Origin of the sequence: Enterococcus sp., from assembly GCF_032555305.1 — a bacterium.
GTDB lineage: Bacteria > Bacillota > Bacilli > Lactobacillales > Enterococcaceae > Enterococcus_A.
Genome location: NZ_JAWGOQ010000010.1, coordinates 108,854 through 128,651, shown reverse-complemented (window position 1 = coordinate 128,651; position 19,798 = coordinate 108,854). Strand labels below are relative to the sequence as shown.

The window sequence follows — 19,798 nt, the reverse complement described above, 5'->3', positions numbered from 1 at the left end:
TGGAGGTATGCTATCAGTCATTGACTCGTAGAAATTCAGGTACCCACTGAACAATTTCATAAACTAAATAAATCTTACGAGCTGGTTCCTGCTATCTGGAGGTAAAAGCGCTGCTATTTCTTTTTCTTATGCCTATTTTTTCTTTTCCCAAGTGCTCTGTCCACACGTCTCTTCGTTTCCTTTTCGTTTCTTTTCTTCTCGACTTTTCCCACACTTTTGCCAGAGTCTTTATTAGTAGTATCGTTTTTTTGCGTTGTAGCTGATTTTGCATCGGTTCTCTTTTTCTTAGGAGCGTCATCCGGTGATCGCTTGCTCGGTTCATTGGAATTTTTCGGCGGAATGTCTTCTTTTGGTGGTGCAGCATTCGGACTGTTTTTCTTCGACATTGTGTTCTTAATATTCGTAGCTTCGTCCCACTCTTTATCTGACTTCCGATCAACCAGCGGTGCAGAAACGTCTTCATTTTTATTAGATGGCACAGGTTGTTTTTGAACTTTCTCTGGTTGTGGTGCTTGCGCAGCAGCAATGACTGTTTCTTTTTCGTCAGCAGCCTTTTGAGGTTTTTGACGTGAATTGTTAGAAGTAGCAATGATCGTTCCTTGTGTTTTGTAGCTCACGTAAGTCGCAAATTTTTGCCCGCCCTCCACTTTAAAGATACTCAAGGTGGTCAAAATGTTTAGAATATTGATAGTCAGCTCTTCATCGATCGTTGAGTCTGTTTCGCGAATCGTCAATTTGTGTTTTTTGCCGTCTTCACCTTCAAAGATCGCTTCGACACGATAAACAAGACCCTCGATCCGATTATCGAGTGTCCCCTCCTGCTCTAAAAAGCCCTTATAGATGCGTGCTTCGATCGTTTGCGCTAGAAAATGTGAACGACTTCCGTACAGCCGTTTTATCAAGGTTTCCCACTCATCAGCCGAAAAATATTCTTGGAAGTAGGGCAGGTACTGGCACATGGTGTTGGTTTTTTCTGCTGACAGATAGACTTCTCTGATCAAATCCTTAATCAAATCAGGAAATGCCTTCATACAGAAAAAATTCCGCACAAGGATTGCCACTCCGTATTCGATCAAAGAATCAACATCCTGAGTCCGAGCGAAGTAAACCCTTACACGTTTACTTAAATTTTCGACTTTCATTAAGAACAGCTGCCTCTCAGCTAGCTTCGCAATACCAACGCCAACACCCATGATCCAAAACTCCCGTCTATATTTTTATATTGTAACCGTTCTCGTACTTTACACTCACATAATATAACTACTCAGAATATTTGTAAATAGAAATAAAAATATAATTTCATTTTTTTACCAAGAAGAAGCTATGAATTATAAACGTTTTTTCGATTACCCAAATTATTTAACAAAAGAAAATCAAATGAATAAATAACAAAAAACGAGCATGCTGATAACAACACACTCGTTCGTTTCTTATAAACTTGTCAATTCACCAATCACTTCATTTACCTGAACCTCTTTTGTCTCAGCTAAATCAGAACTCTTCACTTTGTCCATATTTGTTAATGCAACAATAATATCTGTTTTCTTACCCGCTTTACGAATCGCATCCAAATCAACTTTGGCAATCATTTGCCCGCGACCGACATGCTGACCGGCTTTGACGTAAAGCTCAAACGGTTCTCCCCCAAGATCGACAGTGTCTAAGCCCATATGCAATAGTACTTCTACCCCTGATGGAGTTGTGATACCTACAGCATGTTTCGTTGGAAAGACATTAGAGATTGTACCCGCTACTGGAGAGAAAATCTCGCCAGATGTCGGAATAACCGCATAGCCGTCACCCATCATTTTTTCTGAGAAGACATCGTCTGAAACCTCAGTGATCGGAACTAAACGACCATTAGCCACAGCAAACATCGCTTGTGTTTTCGGTGCCTCTTCAACAATGGCTTGTTCAGTCACAGCGTGAGTCGCCCCGCCGCCACCATGTAATCGATTCATTTCATCTGCTACAAATTGGACTTCGGTTCCTACGATGACCTGAATGTTTTTATCATCAATTACCTTCAGTCCTGGTACACCAGTGGCTTTGATCTGACTCTGATTGACTGTGCTTGTATCCTTCAATTGCAGACGCAAACGAGTCGTACAATTGTCGATTGATAGTACATTGGCTGGTCCACCTAATGCTTCGTAAATTTTCTGAGCCATCACCACGTGCTTACTGTCACCAACCATATCGATATCCGGCATTTCTTCTCCATCATCTTCTTCACGTCCAGGAGTCATCAAGTTGAATTTAACGATCACAAAGCGGAATGTCGCATAATAAACGACCGCCATTACTAAACCTAAGAGAATCAGCATAAACGGTTGATTCGCTATCGGTACGCGTAAACTTAAGAAGAAGTCGATAAAACCGGCACTAAAGTTGAAGCCAGCCGTCCATTTGAAGGTCGCTGCGATGAACATTGAAATACCTGTCAAGCAAGCATGAACCACATACAACGGCCAAGCTACGAACATGAATGAAAATTCAAGCGGCTCCGTTACTCCGGTAAAGAATGAAGCAAAAGCAGCGGCAACCATCAGTGAAGCAGTTACTTTTTTCTTTTCAGGACGAGCACATTGATAGATTGCTAGCGCCCCTGCAGGTAAGCCAAACATCATTACTGGGAAAAATCCCGCTTGATAGCGTCCAGTGATCCCGCGAACCCCTTCGCTCGCCCAGAATTTACCGATATCATCAATTCCTGCCAAGTTGAACCAAAATACATTGTTCAATGCATGGTGCAAGCCTGTTGGAATCAATAGACGATTGAAGAACCCGTATAAACCAGCTCCTAGTGGTCCCATGCCAGAAATTGCTTCCCCGAATGTTACTAATCCGTTATAAACCGGCGGCCAAACGAAGATCAAGCCAGCTGAGATTGCTGCCATAAGACCAGCCGTTACGATTGGAACCAATCGTTTTCCACTAAAGAAGGAAAGCGCCATCGGAAGTTTAACTCCGCTGAAACGATTGTACATCGCTGCTGCCACCAAACCTGCTAAAATTCCAATGAAGACATTTTTAAAGTTGATTGCACCGAACGCAATGTTCACATCTTCTACTGCGACTTTAGTGAACATCGCCACTGCGTCACTATTGACTAAGGTCATTGGTGTCAAGAAAGCCACTAAACCTGACAAAGCTGCTGCCCCATCTTTATCTTTAGACATCCCAAGTGCCAAACCAACCGCAAACAATACCCCTAGATTATCTAAAATCGTTCCGCCGGCTTTAATTAAAAAGGCTGCCAGCAAGTTGTTTCCGCCCCAACCGCTAGGGTCGATCCAATAACCAATTCCCATAAATAGCGCTGCTACTGGCAAAGTCGCAACTGGTAACATCAACGAACGCCCCATGCGCTGCATATATGCTTTCATAATTTATTCTTCTCCTTTATGTTCTTTCGCTTTACGCAATCGCTCGACATGGATGGCTACATAGCCTAACTCCTCCGTAGTGATTGCTAACTGATAACTTTTCATCAAAAAGACTCGAATCTTCTTTGCTACTTGGTAGCTCTCAGGATACTTATTACGCACCATCTCAATGATTTCTTGATCTAAAACGGCATAACGTTGCTTTTGATAGCGCTGTAATAATAACCGTAGATGGTTCGCCAAACGAGAATAATCCAACGCCATTTCCTGCGAACGTATATCTACATCTAGTTCTTGTTCGATCAAATGGATCACATCAGAAATAATCGTGACTTCACGAATACTGTCATGATTATTGTTCTTACCAGTTCGTGCACTATGAATGTGGATCGCGATATATCCTGCTTCGTCATAGCCGTAAGGAATCTCCAATGTTCGATTCAAATAATCGACCGCCCATTGTGCGATTCCAAACTCCTCACCGTAAAGTACCTCGATCTCACTTAATAGCTTGTTGCGGATCACGATTCCGTTCGCGATATTTTGAGCCGAAAAAGAAATGTGATCCGTCAAGGCGATAAAAATATGTTCGTTCAGTTTCTCCATCAACACTGTTTCGGCATGATCAATGATCGCTTCAGCTGCAAAAAAATATTTTTCATTAATTTGATTCAATAAGGTCTGTAGCTTTTGCTGTCCTTCTGGTTCCATCACAAACAAGCGCTCGATGTCCCGCGAAAAGAGCAGGTCATTTCTTTGCTTGCTGAAGCCGACCCCTTTGCCGATGGCGATTTTTTCTTCTCCTTGATCGTCTACCAACACTGCATTTTGATTCAGTATCTTTTTGATTTTCATCGTTTTTCCTCATTCTGCAGAATAATTTCACTGTTCCGACTAGCTTTTGGCCAAATAAAAAGGCATGGAAAGAAGCACAAGGAAGCTCCTTGCGTTTCTTTCCATGCCTAGTATGATCTAGTCACATGGAACAGTATTTGTTAACAACTTGAATTGTATAGACCATTGAACTTTTTGTCAATAACTTTTTCCAAATTTTTTTCAAATAATTTGATTTTTTCTATAATTTTCGCACAATAATTGGATTTCACGATAGATTTCCTGACACATTGCTTGATTTTTAGCGTTTGCTCCGCTGGCTAACGGATGGCCGCCGCCATGATAACGTTTGGCTAATTCATTGATTACCGGCCCCTTCGAACGAAGACGAACACGATAGTAGCCTTCTGGCTGTTCGACAAAGATCGCCCAAGCCAGCACAACATCAATCGTACCAGGCAACGGCACAAGTGCCGCCGTATCGGAATCCTTTATTCCATATTTGTTCATGATTGCTTGATCTAAAAAAACATACCCGGCGCCATTTTCATCAATTTGTAGATTCTGATAGAGATAACCCGAAAGCTTTGCCACATCAAGAGATATCTGGTCGATCTCACGGTTCAACTTCGTTGCGTCAAAACCGTAATCCAATAATTTCGCAGCTACCTGCAATGTATGCGAAGTAGTGGCAGGATACAAGAAGCGTCCAGTATCACCTACGATTCCGCCATATAATAGACGCGCAGCATTCTCAGTCATCACTAAATTTTCGATAAACGCAAAATCTGCAATGATCTCACTACAGCTGCTGGCTTTTGTATCCACCCAAAGCAAGTCGCCGTATGGATCATCATTGGGGTGATGATCAATCTTGATTAATTTATCGCCAAGTTTATAGCGATCATCACTAATCCGAGGTGCATTCGCTGTGTCCGTCGTAATCACCAGTGCGCCTTTGTATAAATCATCCGCGATCTCATCCATTTCAGCTAGAAAAGCCAGACCTTCCACTGGACCGCCGACTTGATAAACTTCTTTATTTGGAAAGGTCGCACGTAAAATCTCCGCAAGTCCGCACTGTGACCCTAACGCATCTGGGTCAGGACGCATATGACGATGGATGATGATCCGATCGTATTCTTTGATCATTTGTAAAATTTCTTCTGTAATTGTCATGCTCTTCCTCTTTCTAAGAACGTTCCATCACTTGGCAAACTACGATTGCTTTAGCGACGATCACATTATCAATGTAGACTTCTAAGTCAACTTTGGCTGACCGTCGTCCCAGTTCTAATGTTTTCGAATGAATCTCGATCTCACTTTCTAATTGAATCAGCCGTAAATAATGCAGATTCATCTGCTCAATCAATGTATTGCGACGCTGATCCATCAGAATGCTTCGTTGTGCAACATTGGCGACGATTTCACTTAACACGCCAAAAGAAATCGTTCCAACACTATTGACCATTTGAGGCGTGACCTCAAATTTGAAGTAAGGATGCTCCAACAGATTATCATCGCGATCCGTATCGACTGTCACGATATCACCAACGATTTGGTCAGAGATTGTATTAGACATCTGCGGTTGTCGCTGAACCAGCTGCATCGCCTTCATCACATCTTGGCGGCTGACCATACCAACTAAAGAAAGATCGTCCTTCACCACCGGCATCATTTCAAGGCCATCCCAAATCATTTGGTGGCTAACGGACGCCACACTCATACTCTGCTTCACAACATTTGGGTCTCTGGTCATTACCCGATCGATCATTTGATTTTCAGCTTTCCCCAGCACATCTTTGGCTGTCACTACTCCTAGGACACGCATCCCTTTATTAACGACAGGAAAACGCGAGTGTCCAGTTTTATCTGACAAGCGATGATAGCTGGCGATCGTATCCCCGGCTTGCAGGTAGACTGTCTTTTCCAACGGCATGTAAATATCGCTGACCTGCATAATATCTTTTTTAATCAATTGGTCACTTAAGGCTCGATTGATCATCGTCGCTACGGTAAAGGAATCATAGGTTGTGCTTAATACAGGCAGTGCAAGTTCATCTGCAAGCTTCGCGATCTCCGCTGTTGTATCGAATCCCCCTGTGATTAAGACCGCCGCGCCATCTTGCAGAGCCAATTTTTGAGCTCCCTCACGATTTCCGATGATCAATAATGAACCTGGTGTGATATAGCGACGCATCGCTTCTTCCGTCATGGCACCGATAACAAACTTATTCAGGTCCTTATCTAGTCCGTTGGAGCCGCCTAAGACATCTCCTTCGATGATTCGAACGACCTCACCAAAGGTCAAACGTTCAATATTTTTTTTCAACTTTCGTTCGATTCGAATTGTTCCAACACGTTGAATAGTCGAGACCAGTCCGATATTTTCAGCATCCTTGATTGCGCGATAAGCCGTTCCTTCGCTGACGCGCAAATTCTTGGCTATACTGCGGACGGAGATACGTTCTCCTACCGGCAGATTTTCGATGTGTTCTAAAATCAGATCGTGTTTTGTCGCCATAATTTCCTCCCGCTATAAGATTTATCTATTATAGTAGTACAGCTTAGCAAAACCAGTATAACAGAGTGCCAGAAAAAAAAGAAGTCAACCGTTACTGTTAAAGTAACAATCAACTCCTTTTGTACTAGTCAAGGATGACTATAGTTGTTTTTCAATACATGAAAATTCAAAAGACGAGAGATTACTCTCCCGTCTTTTCCTCATATTTCCCATGTTCTCGATCTTCAAAAGTCATGAAATAACCGTTGGTAATCCTTTTTTCATAGATATGATGACAATTTGGACATTCCACCGGCATAGCCTCTTTCGGATGCTCCTGAACGTTCAAAACTTCATCAACAAAAAAATGTGTGCCGCAATTTGGACACTTTAATGGTTTTTCCAACATATAACCAGCCCTCTCTACATTTACTGCTAATTTAATAATACTCCTTTTTTTTAAAAAAATAGAGTGGTAAGTATTAAAAAAATTCTCCAATCAAAAAATGACTAGAGAATTTACAGCTTCAACTATTTGCGACGTCCGCGACGTTGATTGGCTTCCATGATAACCGGTAAGATCACTGGACGGCGTTTGGTTTGTTCAAACAAGTAACGACTTAATTGGTCGCGAATATCTTGCTTCAATTTGCTCCATTCAAAATCATCAGAATGCAAATGCTTTTCAACGATTTCGCTGGTGGTATCTGCACTCTCCTTGATCAAATCACGACTCGCTTTGATATACACAAACCCGCGCGAAGTAATCTGTGGTGCAGAGACAATTTTTTTCTGTTTGCGATCAATCGTTACCACAACAACAAAAATCCCGTCATCTGATAAAACTTTGCGATCACGCAAAACGATATTACCGATATCACCGACACCAATACCGTCGATCATGATATTGTCCGCTGGTACACTGCCAGCTGCGCTCATATGTTTATTCTTATATTCCAGCACGTCTCCGCGACCTGTGATAAAGATATCCTTGAACGGAATACCTAATTCATTAGCTAAACTTGCATGAGCCGCAAGTTGGCGATATTCGCCTTGGACCGGAATAAAGTATTTTGGTGACATAAAATTCATCATCATTTGTAGGTCGCGCGGATTGGCATGTCCAGAAACCCGCAGGTTCTCAGAAATACTCTTCACGATCCCTCCAGCACGATAAATCATATCTTCTGTTTTCGCAACTGTTGTTTCCATCGCAATCGTAGGTGTCGTAGTGATATAAACTAGGTCACCGTCTTCGATTTTCAGATTGCGATGTGAACGATTCGCCATTTTTTGTAATGACTTAATTGGTTCACCCATCCGACCGGTCTCTAAAACGATCAGCTCTTCTGGCTGATATTTCTTCATTTCTTTGATCGTAACTAAAATATCCTCTGGAACCTCCAGCTTATTCAAACGCATCGCAGTTTTGATGATGCGATCCAAATCTTGACCGGTTAATACTACTTTGCGCCCAGCTTTTTCCGCGGCGTTCAAAATTTGTTGAACCCTTTGTAGGTTGCTGGCTACACATGCTACAATGATTCGTCCGTTCCACTCATTAATGGTGTCATAGACTTCGCTGGCGATTTCCCGTTCGGAGGCAACTTGAATCGGATTTTCTGCATTAGATGAAGAACTCAATAATGCTAAGACCCCTTCCGAGCCAATCTCAGCTAAACGACGGTAATCAGTCGCATACATCGGAATCGATGTCGGATCAAATTTGAAATCTCCTGTGTAAACAATACTACCTTCAGACGTTTTCAAACTGATTCCCACAGAATCCGGTATTGTATGAGTCGTCCGGAAAAAGCTGATGACAGCAGTACCGAAATCGATCTCTGTGTGCTCATCAATTACGTGAAAATCCTTAAAGCCTTTGCTTTCATCATTTTGATTGACATTCAATTTTGCCAACTCAACGGTCAATTCGGTACCAAAGACTGGTACTGCCACCTCTGAAACCAAATAGGGCAATGCTCCGATCGCGTCTGCATGTCCATGCGTCAAGAAAACACCTGCCACACGATCCGCATTTTCAATTAAATAGGTAAAGTCAGGAATCACAACATCAATCCCCAACAATTCATTCTCTGGATATTTCAGTCCACAATCCAGGACAAAAATATCGTTATCCACTTCAACCGCGTACATGTTTTTACCATTTTCACGTACTCCGCTGAAGGGAATTATTTTGACTGTACTCAAAAAATCCACCTCTCCAAATTTTTTATAATAGATTTATCTATTGTTTCAGCTTACTCAGACCCCGTAATCAGTACGGTCTGTGCCTATACTCATTAGCTATTATACATGATTTTTTCTGAAAAACCATTGAATCAAAATCACTCTTAAAAAAGTGCAAAGAAAAAGCGCGAGTCTCCTCACGCTTGTTTTCATTTATTTCAGTAATCCCATCTCATACATTGTTTCAGCAATTTGCAGTGAGTTCCACGCTGCACCCTTTAACAAGTTGTCCGACACAACCCAAAGATGAACACCCTTTTCTTCATCCGGATCTTTACGGATACGTCCCACAAAGGTTTCGTTTTTGCCAACACTATTTAAGGCTTGTGGGTAAATCTGTTGGCTTGGATCATCTTCTAATACTGCGCCCGGTGCTTTAGCGATCACTTCTTGGATCTCCGCCACTGTCGCTGTTTTTTCTGTTTCAATATAGACCGACTCAGAGTGCCCGCTCATGACTGGGATACGCACACAAGTAGCTGAGACTTTGATCGTCTCATCTTCCATGATTTTCTTCGTTTCGTTGATCATTTTCCATTCTTCATTCGTATATCCAGCATCTGTGAATACATCGATTTGCGGTAAGGCATTGAATGCCAACGGATAATGTTTTTTGTCTCCACCGCAAGGCAAAATTTCTGCTTTCCATTCAGCGACGGGCTTCTCAGCTAAATAGTCCCGTGTTTGCTGCTTCAATTCTTCCATCGCTTGATTTCCAGCACCAGATACCGCTTGATAGGTTGAGACCAGTACGCGCTTCAAACCAAATGCCTGGCGAATCGGTTCTAATGCCACCATCATTTGGATCGTTGAACAATTCGGATTGGCAATAATCCCTTTATGATCACGCAATGCTTCAGGATTTACCTCAGGAACGACTAATGGAACTTCTGGGTCCATTCGGAAATGGCTGGTATTATCTACCACGACTGCACCTCGTTTGACCGCTTCCGGTGCAAACTTAGCTGAGATTCCTCCCCCAGCCGAGAATAAAGCAAGATCGATCCCCTCGAATGAATCTGGTACTAATTCTTCGATCGTTTGGGTCTCACCTTTAAATGAAAGCTGCTTACCAGCTGAACGCTTTGAAGCCAAAAACTTTACAGTGCCGATCGGCAAAGAACTATTTTCTAATAGTTTGGTCATTTGTGTTCCTACTGCGCCAGTAGCGCCGACAATCGCAACATTCATTTTTCTCATCGTAATCACTCTTTCGTTTCATAGTATTTTAACAGTTTATCATATTTGTTCTGAAACGCAAGCAATCTTTTAGTGTCCCGCTACTTTATAAGTAAAGAAAACAGCTTCAAAGGTTCAAATTAATTATCAGTGAATACTTACGCCTAAATAACTGATATAACAAAGATAAAATAAACTTTTCATCAAAAGGTGGTAAAATAATTTAAAAAAACAAAGATTTTTGAATATTTTTATTGCAGTTTTCTAATAAAGGATTTAGAATTAATATGGAAGCGTTATTGTAGGGGGTCAATCATGGAAGTAAACGGGCATATTATCAAGCAAACACGCGAGAAGGCAGGTTTATCACGTGAAGCCTTGAGTACGACTTGCTCACCGGCTGACTTAGAATTGATTGAATTGGAAAACCAAGGCATTTTGGAAGTCATTTTAGACCTTTGCATGAAGTTGGAGATTCCATATCATCAAGTTTTTTCAGACACCATTCTTTTAGCGGAAGTCACCTTACTGAACATCGTTCGCTGCTTGCATCTGCGTCAAGAATTCTCTAGTGTTTTATTTTTATTGGACACTTATGGAAAGAAAATTACTTATCAAAACGCACGAATCGTCGGACACCTGATGTATTTTCGCGCCTATGCAAATTTATTTGGAAATCATGATACACAAAAAGCCGTATATTATTTTCAACGTGCCTATACATTTTTACATGATGAGAAACGGTACGAATTGCTAGTTCTCAAAGGATTAGCCACCTGTTATCAAGCAAATGAAGAAAAAAAACGCGCAAACATTTTTTTTGAACGCGCGAAACAATTGGAGGATAAAATGAATACTCAACTACAGCTAGGTCCATCTTATTATCAAGCGGCGTGTTTCTACGCTGATCGTGGAAATCAGAAAAAAGCGGATGCGCTCTGCGACGAAGGTATCCAAACACTATTAGAAGTTAACGTAACTACTGGCTTGGAAGAACTTTTTTTTGAAAAAGCCCTTATTCAAGAGAATCTCAGTGAGCAAATCGAGCTGTTAAAGCAAGCCGATTATTATGCCAAAATAAATGAGAATTTTGATTTAACAGAAATGATCCATGAAAAACTGAATCGCGTTTAACCACAAAACTAAAAAGGGTGTGCCAAGCAAACTTGGTACACCTTTTTTTAGCTCCATTAAATTAACTATTCGCAGATTTTTTTGGACGATAAAATATCATATAGAGAATGGCTACGATGATAGGGATCACTGCACAGAAAATATAGATATGCTGATACGAACCTAAAAGTCCCTTGATTGCTCCCAATAAGTAAGGACCGACACCTAATCCTAAATCTAGTCCAATGAAGTATGTTGATAAAGCAACGCCAATGCGATTTTTTTCAACTAATTTCAATGTGACCGCCTGACCATTCGCCATAAAGGTCCCATAACCCAAGCCGACAAAAGCACCCGCAATCAACAACAAAGCGGCATTGCCAGTAAACGCTAATAGAATCAAGCCAATTGTCAAACAAATAAAGCTTGGATACATTACGGCGTTTTCACCGTGTTTATCAAAAATTTTCCCAGACATTGGTCTCGTTACTGTAACGACCAACGCATAAACCACAAAGAAGAAGGCTCCTGCTGTCACAAGGTGCAATTGATCGGCATAAATAGATAAGAAACCTAAAACACTCGAATAGGCGATTCCGATCAAAAAGGCAATCCCAGCAATAAATAAAACTTTGAATTCAATAAAGCTTTCCAAACTAAAGGTATTGATTCTTGCGCGATGCTCTTCTGTTAAGACGATATTATTAACTTTGAATTTGAAGCAAGCGAGCATTGTAATGAAAGCCAGTACAACTGCTAGAATTATAATTGCTTTAAATCCTACCAAAGGTAATAACAGGAGACCGATAAAAGGACCGATCGCCGCAGCCAAACTGGTACTTAACCCGTAATAATTGATTCCTTCACCGTATTTTGCTTCAGGAATATAGGCTGTGACGATAGCGTTTGCGGCTGTAGAGACCGCCCCGTAGCCAAATCCATTCAAGAAACGGACCCCATCTAAAATAAGAACATTGCTGCTGATCAAGTATGCGGCCGTTGTGATCAAATAAAATAGCGCCCCATAACGTAAAACTGCCCGGCGGCCAAATAATTCCAATTTCTTTCCAATGTATAGACGGGCAAGCAATGTGCCGATAATATATATCCCAACAGCAAATCCTGCTTGTGCAGTTGATGCACCTAAACTTTGTGTTGCATATTTCGCTGTGATTACAACAAAACAATAGTAAACTAAAAAGACGATAAAATTGATGATTGTTATTGTGACAAAACCTTTATTGAATAGCTTTTCTTCTTCCTTAATTTTCATTACCCACTCTCATTATTATGCGATACTCTCATTTAATTTCTTTAAATCAGAAATCTTTTCCGCGACCTTATTGTAATTAGATGGGTAGCGATCCACCGCTTGACTAATAAATAAATCCCGCGTGTGGTCAAACTCCGCCAAGAATCCCTCTAGTGTTTCGTCATCCTGCGTATAATCTCTTCTCAACATCAAAGCATTTTGATAGGCATCATTTAGAAAAACTAATACTGCCTCCTTTTCAAACCGTACCTTGTAGGCTGATTCCAATCGTTCGATTATTGCGCATGTCCATTTTTTCATGAATAACCACTCCTCTTATTTCCAAATTTCTACTCACTAGAGCATTTGGTTTGTTTGACTTACTTGACCGATTATACGGATATGCAAAAAGGAAAAAAGCCGATTTCATAATGAGAAATGGCTTTGAAATTCTTTAGCAAAAAAAGACATTAACATTTGTTAGTAGCTTTTTTATACATACTTTTGATCAAACTCAGCACTGACTTGTGATAAAATAGCAATGAAAATTTCAGCAAATCACGGAAGGAACAAAGTAAAATTGGATAATACAGCCTTAACAGACTATTTAAAACAAAAAAAATTCCCTATCGTAACAAAAGAGTACAAGAAATATTTACTCTACGAAGGGATCCAAGATCATCATGTCTACATTTTGAAAAACGGCGTCATCAAGACCAGCGTCATCTCGCGAGATGGTCGTGAATTCAATTTAGAATACATCAATGATCTTGAAGTCGTGTCATTGTTAAAGGATGAATATTCTCAATTTATCGATGCCCCATTTAATATTCGTGTGGAATCAGAAAGAGCCGAACTCTATCAAATTGATCGGGTGGAATTTTGGAAGGATATCAATCAGAACTTCGACCTGCAGATCTATGTCAAAAACTATTACCGCGAGCGGCTGATGAAATCCATGAAAAGGACCCAGCAAATGCTGATGAACGGTAAATTCGGAGCTGTTTGTACGCAAATTTATGATCTTTATGACAAATTTGGTGTAGAATTTCAAGAGGGGGTGTTGATCGATTTTGTCGTAACCAACGAAGAAATCGCCCATTTCTGCGGGATCAATGCTGCCAGCAGTGTCAGCCGTATCATGCACAACCTGAAAAGCTGCGGTGCAATTCAAATGCATGACCATAAAATATTAATCAAAAATATCGAACTGATCAAAGACAATATCATCTTTTAAATACAAACAGCCAGTCAGGAAAAAAACTGACTGGTTGTTTTAGATTTCTGTTCCATATTCCACGGGTTTATCCCATTCTCCCGGTGCATCGTCATAGACATGTCCATAAATGAAAACCGGCATTCCAATATAGCTGTAGTCGTAGATTTTCGCTACCTCGACTTTTGGTGTATTCACACAACCATAACTCCCTAGGTCTGTTTGAAAGGCTCCTGGTTGTCCGAAGTACTGCAGCTTATGATCAGTATCATGGAGACCGATCTCAGTGATCGTCTGACCATAACTTAACAACGGCAGCCAATAATCGACCGGCACATTGTAGGTGCCATCTCCATTGGTTAAAACACCGCTCAAATCAACATTGCGTCGTTTATCCATAATCGTATGAAACCCAGGAACAGTTGCCGTTCCCTTGTTATAACGACCAGTAATCACATCGGTCTCAACAACCAGCTTGCCCTTGCTGTCAAAGCAATACATTTTCTGGTTGTCCAAATCGACTTCTATGTAGTTTTTTGTAACGTGAAGCGGCTGTCTTTTTGTGTCGCCCTTCAGAACTAGCTGGATCGTTTTGGTATCCGGTTCCTTTAGTTTTTCTGTGATTTTTTTTGCGGAAGCTTTAATATCAATAAACCAGCCGTAATTCCCAACATTTTTATATCGTAAGCGTTGTCCATGTACATTCGTGAAATCAACCGGTTTGTAGATTGTCGAATATTCTCGTTCTAAATCTGTTACCCACTCCGTAATCTGTTCCTGAACAAAATTTCCTTGATCGTCCACAGATGCAGCCAGCATTTCTTCGGTCAGGGGAATCGATTTTTTATTCAATTTCAGTTTGATTTCGCGTTTTCTGACCTCTTCTAAGTTTTGTGAGATCTTTTGTTGCGATAAATCTTTCGTCGTAATCTCCGGCTCTCGATAATAATCAGCTAAGTTATATTCCGTTTGCAGCGTTCCGTCTTCAAAGTCTTTGCAGAGCTCTTTGAGAACACGCGCTGAATCAACCACTGTCCCGCTTTTTTCCGGTTCGATCTTGAATTCATTATTTGCATAGATTATTTTAGCATCCTTAGCCTCTTTCCCCCCGAGAAAAGACGCCCGATTAACCGCTTCAGCTACTTTCTCTTTTGCTCCCTTTTTCAAAGGGAGACTAAACTCTCCATAACGGATATTTTCTTTCAAATACTCTTCTTGAACGTCATAGGGCGAATCAACCTGCAGTTTGACTGTTTGATTTTCTCCTTTTAGTTGGATCTCGACTTGTTTAGTTTCCTCACGAATTTTTTTTTCTGCTGCGGCAGCGGATAAGCCGCCAACTTCGACATTGGCCACTGTTGAACCGAAATAAAAATGTGAACCGAAATAAAAGTAAATCAGCATAAAAAAGACCATTGCCCCCGCAACGATACCTACAATCCTCAACACCCATTGATTTTCGGACTCCTTCAACCTCCATCACCCACTTGCCCAATAATTATCAATATTATAAAGCAAATGCACATATTTTTACGCTAAAATTATAATTATTAATATTTTTTAACATTTTTGGTACAAAAAAGATCTTGAGACTCATTTTTGAGTTTCAAGATCTTTTAAAAAATCAATTAAGCTAAAATTATTATCATTTTTACATTTTTGTATGGTCAGTACGTGAAATAACATCACGACGTTGCTCAGGTGTTAAGTCACGGAATTTCACTGCGTAGCCAGATACACGAATTGTAAAGTTCGCATATTTCGGATTGTCGATATCTTTATCCATCTCTTCTAACAATTCACGGCCAAAGACATTGACGTTCAAGTGGTAACCACCTTTATCAAAGTAGCCGTCTAATACTTGGCGCAAGTTATCAACTTGCATCGCTTCATCATCAGTACGTCCTAATGCGCCTGGATTAATGGTTTGCGTATCAGAGATACCATCTTGCGCACATGAGTAGTTCAATTTCGCTGTTGAGTTCAATGAAGCTAACAGTCCATTTTTCTCACCTAAGAATTTACCATCTTGATAACTTGGATTCGCCCCTGGAGCCAACGGCTTACCTGCACGACGTCCATCTGGTGTATTCCCAGTGTTCTTACCATAAACAACATTCGAAGTGATTGTCAACAATGATAATGTTGGTGTTGAATCACGGTAAGTGTGTTGACGTTTGATTTGCGTCATGAAGTACTCAAGAATCCAGTTCGCCATTTCATCCGCTTCGTCATTATCATTTCCGTAAGTTGGGAATTCATTTTGCGGAATATAGTCGATCGCCAAACCATCTTCATCACGAATAACTTTCACATTTCCGTGTTTGATCGCCATCAATGAATCGGCTGCGTGAGAGATACCAGCAATTCCTGTTGCAAATGTACGTTTTAAATCAGTATCCATCAACGCTAATTGCGGTGCTTCATACGCATATTTATCATGCATGTAATGAATCACATTTAATGTGTTTACATATAACTCAGCTAACCAGTCTAAAACATCTTTGTAGCTATCCATAAATTGATCAAAATCAATGCTGTCGCCTTCAAGTGGGCGGAAGCGTGGAGCAACTTGCATCTTCGTCATTTCATCCACACCACCGTTGATCGCATAAAGAACAGCTTTGGCCAAGTTGGCACGAGCGCCAAAGAATTGCATATCTTTACCGATAACTGTCGCAGATACACAGCAAGCGATCGCTGCATCGTCTGATCCCCAGTATTGACGTAATAAATCATCATTTTCTAACTGGATTGAAGAGCTTTGTTTTGCAACTTTCGCTGCATAGGTACGGAAGCCTTCTGGTAAATGAGATGAATATAAAACAGTTAAGTTCGGTTCTGGTGAAGGACCCATGTTCGTCAGTGTGTGCAGGATACGGAAATCATTCTTCGTAACTAATGAAGAGCCATCCATATTCATTCCTGCCAATGATAGTGTTGCCCAGATTGGGTAACCAGAGAACAATTGGTTGTATTCTGGTGTACGAGCGAATTTCACCATACGTAATTTCATGATCAAGTGATCGATCATTTCTTGTGCTTCAAATTCAGTGATCAATCCACGATCCAAATCACGTTGGATATAAATATCTAGGAACGCAGAAATACGTCCGATTGACATTGCTGCACCATTTTGTGATTTGATCGCTGCAAGGTAGCCAAAGTATAACCATTGGATCGCTTCTTGTGCGTTGCTGGCAGGTTTTGAAATATCATAGCCATAGCTTGCTGCCATTTCTTTCATATCAGCTAACGCGCGGAATTGCTCAGAAACTTCTTCACGCAGTTGGATCACGTCATTGGTCATTACTTTACTGCCGACGTTTTTCCAATCTTTTTTCTTTTCCTTCATTAAGAAATCAATTCCATATAACGCTACACGACGATAGTCGCCAATAATACGGCCACGTCCATAAGCATCAGGTAGTCCTGTAATGATTTTATTTTTACGTGCTAAACGCATTTCATCTGTATAAGCGTCAAAAACACCTTGGTTATGCGTCTTACGCCATTTGTTAAAGATAAATGACATATCATCATCTGTTTCGTAGCCATTTGATTCCAGTGCTTTGTTGGCCATATTGATTCCGCCAAAAGGCATGAATGCTTGCTTTAAAGGTACATCTGTTTGTAAACCAACGATTTTTTCTTCTTCTTGAATCAAGTAGCCTGGCGCATGAGAAGTGATTGTCGCAGGAATATCAGTATCCATGTCATAGACGCCATTTTGTTTGTGCTGCACTTCAAAAAGTTCTTGCAACTTATCCCAAAGCTTATCCGTACTTGGTGCAGCCCCTTCTAAGAAGCTGTCGTCTCCTTTGTATTCTGTATAATTACGTTTGATAAAGTCTAACGTGTTAACCTCATGTTGCCAGCGTCCTTCGTTAAAACCTTCCCAAGGATTTTTTGTTTGTTCTACAGTTTTTTTGATTGTTGTAGTTTCCATAATTGCACTCCCTTGTTAAATAGTTTCAAATTAATTTAAAATGATTATAACAAAGGAATCTGTTTTAAGAAAGGGCTTTTTTGACTTCACATCATCGCAAAAGCTTTTAAAATAATGATAATAATTTAATGTTTGGTCAGATACTGTTATAGTTTTCACTATAACAGAAAATGTAATTGATAATGACAGTTTCTATTTGAGAGTACAGTTTGCTCAATGAAATACATTTCTTGCAGGTTACAAAAAATGAAAAACAGTAGACTGATACAGCATAGATTGTGAAATATTTCTCCCTTCAAACTCTCATAATAGAAAAAAATTTTGTCAAAAAAATTTTTTATCTCATTATTCTGGCAATTTATTTTAATTTGACGAAAAACCGCGCTCGCTGTTATCAAATAAAACACACATCCAGCAAACAGTGATATTTATCGCAAGTTTATGTGATCTGCCAGCTGGAATATTCTTTTTTTAAAGTAATTAAATTTATTTTAAACTCGACAGCAGGATAATCTTTTCCTGTTAATCTTAATTATTTTATTTCTTTGTCTAAAAAAATGACGAATTGTTCCAACTGAAAATATTCAATTTAGTTAAATTGGTATAGAATAGCTAACGTGAGTGTAATTGCTAGGGAGGTATTTTATGTTAGAAAGGTATATTGAAAAAAATATTTTTCGCCAAGTCTATCTTTGCCAACAGTTGTATCAAAAGAAGGAAGTCTCTTTGCAGGTAATGGCGGAACGCTTAAACGTCTGTACAATTACGATTGATAATGACCTTGATGTTTTGAAAGAATCTTTTGAGCAAGAAATTCTTTCTTTTGAGCGAACAAGGAATAGCTGCAAATTGTTTTTTGATCCCGCCTACTCTCTGCTAGAACTAACTCAACGACTTTATCGACGATCTGATTTTTTACGTGTACTGAACGATTATTTAATCGGGAATACCCGCTGGTCGGAGATCGCTGAGAAAGAATTTCTTTCTACAAGTAAAATCTATCAAATTCGAGCGAGTATTTTTTCTTTTGCGGAGGAATTGGGGTATTTGCATTCAGAGCATCAGATCAAAATTCCTGAGAAGGATCTTCGGTACTTATTATTAGCGATTGCTAAATATACTGGCGAGCGCTCCGCTATTCCCTATAATAAAATGATTGCTTCATCTGCAGAGGAATTGATTAATTACGTCGAAGCACACTTTTTCGCACGAGACTATCCCACAAGCGAGCGAGAAATCATTATTTTGGGAATCCAATTAAGCTGTCAGCGCGCAAGGAAAGCTGCGATTACTTTTACTACTAAGGAAAAAAGCTGTGCTCAGGAAACGCCCTTATTTAAATTGTTACGTGAAGGGGTGAACACTTTGGACTCCACTATTTGCGTAAATGAAGAGGAATTATTTTTTATTTATTCCCTTTTTAATGCCAGGAACTATCTCTGCAATAATTTGGAATTACTTCAAAAGGATTTTGCGGTTGTCTATCAAAATCATATTAAACGCTATCCCGAGATTGAGGATCTGCTGCAGGAAATACGTTCTTCTTTAAATATCCCATTTGAAAATGAACTTCTGCTAAAAAAAGCATTCCTGCCTTTTATCCGCTCTACTTGGGCAGATATGCAGCTTTTTCAACCTGATTTGATTTATCTAGTGGATAAAGAGCAAAGGACAATGTATCAAGAGATTCAGAAAATCTTAGAACAGTGGTCTACTCTTAATCAAACAAACATCCATTGGAATGAAAACCTGATTCGCAAAATGACTTTGACGCTTGACCTGCTGCGAAGAAATACTTTTGATGAAAAAATCGAATTGTATATTGTGGCTCCTTCTGACTTTAATTTTTTATATTATCGGCAACAACTTGAAACGCTGCTTGATGATCGCTTTATTATTAGCAGCATGATTTATAACTCGTTGGATGAAGTAGTTGACGATGCCTTCTTTTGCTCAAGACGAATCATCGTTTGCGATACTGCTCTGTATCAGGCAGATTTAGGTAGCGAAAATACATTGATTTTCCCCATTTCACTCAAATCAACCACTGAGACCTGCTTCAAAATCAATCAAACCGCTCGTTCAGTCGAAAAAAGCCTGAAAGGATAATTCC

Annotated in this window: 15 protein-coding genes; 3 read left to right on the top strand and 12 right to left on the bottom strand. The window is 40.1% G+C overall.

From position 1 onward, the window contains the following. Nucleotides 1-113: 113 nt before the first annotated feature. From E6139_RS09550 to E6139_RS09515, 8 genes are all read right to left on the bottom strand, one after another. Complete coding sequence (locus E6139_RS09550; RefSeq protein WP_316402836.1) at nucleotides 114-1,193, bottom strand: hypothetical protein; 1,080 nt, start codon at nucleotides 1,191-1,193, stop codon at nucleotides 114-116. 237 nt (nucleotides 1,194-1,430) lie between these two features. Next, nucleotides 1,431-3,389 carry an N-acetylglucosamine-specific PTS transporter subunit IIBC gene (nagE, locus tag E6139_RS09545; RefSeq protein ID WP_316402835.1) on the bottom strand — a complete coding sequence of 653 codons (1,959 nt, stop codon included), beginning with the start codon at nucleotides 3,387-3,389 and terminating at the stop codon, nucleotides 1,431-1,433. A 3-nt stretch (nucleotides 3,390-3,392) separates the two neighbouring features. Continuing rightward, nucleotides 3,393-4,244, bottom strand: a complete 852-nt coding sequence (locus E6139_RS09540) for a PRD domain-containing protein (RefSeq protein ID WP_316402834.1) — start codon at nucleotides 4,242-4,244, stop codon at nucleotides 3,393-3,395. Nucleotides 4,245-4,445: 201 nt separating this feature from the next. Further along, on the bottom strand, nucleotides 4,446-5,402 hold the full coding sequence (locus E6139_RS09535) for a bifunctional oligoribonuclease/PAP phosphatase NrnA (protein WP_316402833.1): 957 nt from the start codon (nucleotides 5,400-5,402) through the stop codon (nucleotides 4,446-4,448). A 13-nt stretch (nucleotides 5,403-5,415) separates the two neighbouring features. Then, nucleotides 5,416-6,747, bottom strand: a complete 1,332-nt coding sequence (locus E6139_RS09530) for a DRTGG domain-containing protein (RefSeq protein ID WP_316402832.1) — start codon at nucleotides 6,745-6,747, stop codon at nucleotides 5,416-5,418. Nucleotides 6,748-6,928: 181 nt separating this feature from the next. Further along, nucleotides 6,929-7,135, bottom strand: a complete 207-nt coding sequence (locus E6139_RS09525) for an MJ0042-type zinc finger domain-containing protein (RefSeq protein ID WP_316402831.1) — start codon at nucleotides 7,133-7,135, stop codon at nucleotides 6,929-6,931. A 122-nt stretch (nucleotides 7,136-7,257) separates the two neighbouring features. Further along, complete coding sequence (locus E6139_RS09520; protein WP_316402830.1) at nucleotides 7,258-8,937, bottom strand: ribonuclease J; 1,680 nt, start codon at nucleotides 8,935-8,937, stop codon at nucleotides 7,258-7,260. Nucleotides 8,938-9,129: 192 nt separating this feature from the next. After that, nucleotides 9,130-10,176 carry an aspartate-semialdehyde dehydrogenase gene (locus E6139_RS09515; RefSeq protein WP_316402829.1) on the bottom strand — a complete coding sequence of 349 codons (1,047 nt, stop codon included), beginning with the start codon at nucleotides 10,174-10,176 and terminating at the stop codon, nucleotides 9,130-9,132. 294 nt (nucleotides 10,177-10,470) lie between these two features. Between E6139_RS09515 and E6139_RS09510 the strand changes: the two genes are divergently transcribed. After that, complete coding sequence (locus E6139_RS09510) at nucleotides 10,471-11,289, top strand: hypothetical protein (protein ID WP_316402828.1); 819 nt, start codon at nucleotides 10,471-10,473, stop codon at nucleotides 11,287-11,289. 61 nt (nucleotides 11,290-11,350) lie between these two features. Here the strand turns inward: E6139_RS09510 and E6139_RS09505 are convergent, their stop codons facing one another. Then, entirely contained in the window at nucleotides 11,351-12,541 is a 1,191-nt protein-coding gene (locus tag E6139_RS09505) for an MFS transporter (RefSeq protein ID WP_316402827.1), read from the bottom strand. A gap of 15 nt (nucleotides 12,542-12,556) precedes the next feature. Next, entirely contained in the window at nucleotides 12,557-12,841 is a 285-nt protein-coding gene (locus E6139_RS09500) for a hypothetical protein (RefSeq protein ID WP_316402826.1), read from the bottom strand. 259 nt (nucleotides 12,842-13,100) lie between these two features. On the opposite strand from E6139_RS09500, the gene E6139_RS09495 reads away from it, so the two are divergent. Continuing rightward, a complete protein-coding gene (locus E6139_RS09495) occupies nucleotides 13,101-13,757 on the top strand; it encodes a Crp/Fnr family transcriptional regulator (protein ID WP_316402825.1) in 657 nt (218 codons plus the stop codon). A gap of 39 nt (nucleotides 13,758-13,796) precedes the next feature. On the opposite strand, the gene E6139_RS09490 is transcribed toward E6139_RS09495, so the two are convergent. Then, complete coding sequence (locus E6139_RS09490; protein WP_316402824.1) at nucleotides 13,797-15,185, bottom strand: L,D-transpeptidase; 1,389 nt, start codon at nucleotides 15,183-15,185, stop codon at nucleotides 13,797-13,799. Between the two features lie 202 nt (nucleotides 15,186-15,387). After that, the gene (gene pflB / locus E6139_RS09485) at nucleotides 15,388-17,685 is read right to left on the bottom strand and encodes a formate C-acetyltransferase (RefSeq protein ID WP_316402823.1); all 2,298 of its coding nucleotides are present in this window, start codon (nucleotides 17,683-17,685) and stop codon (nucleotides 15,388-15,390) included. A 645-nt stretch (nucleotides 17,686-18,330) separates the two neighbouring features. Between pflB and E6139_RS09480 the strand changes: the two genes are divergently transcribed. After that, a complete protein-coding gene (locus E6139_RS09480) occupies nucleotides 18,331-19,794 on the top strand; it encodes a helix-turn-helix domain-containing protein (protein ID WP_316402822.1) in 1,464 nt (487 codons plus the stop codon). Nucleotides 19,795-19,798: the final 4 nt, after the last annotated feature.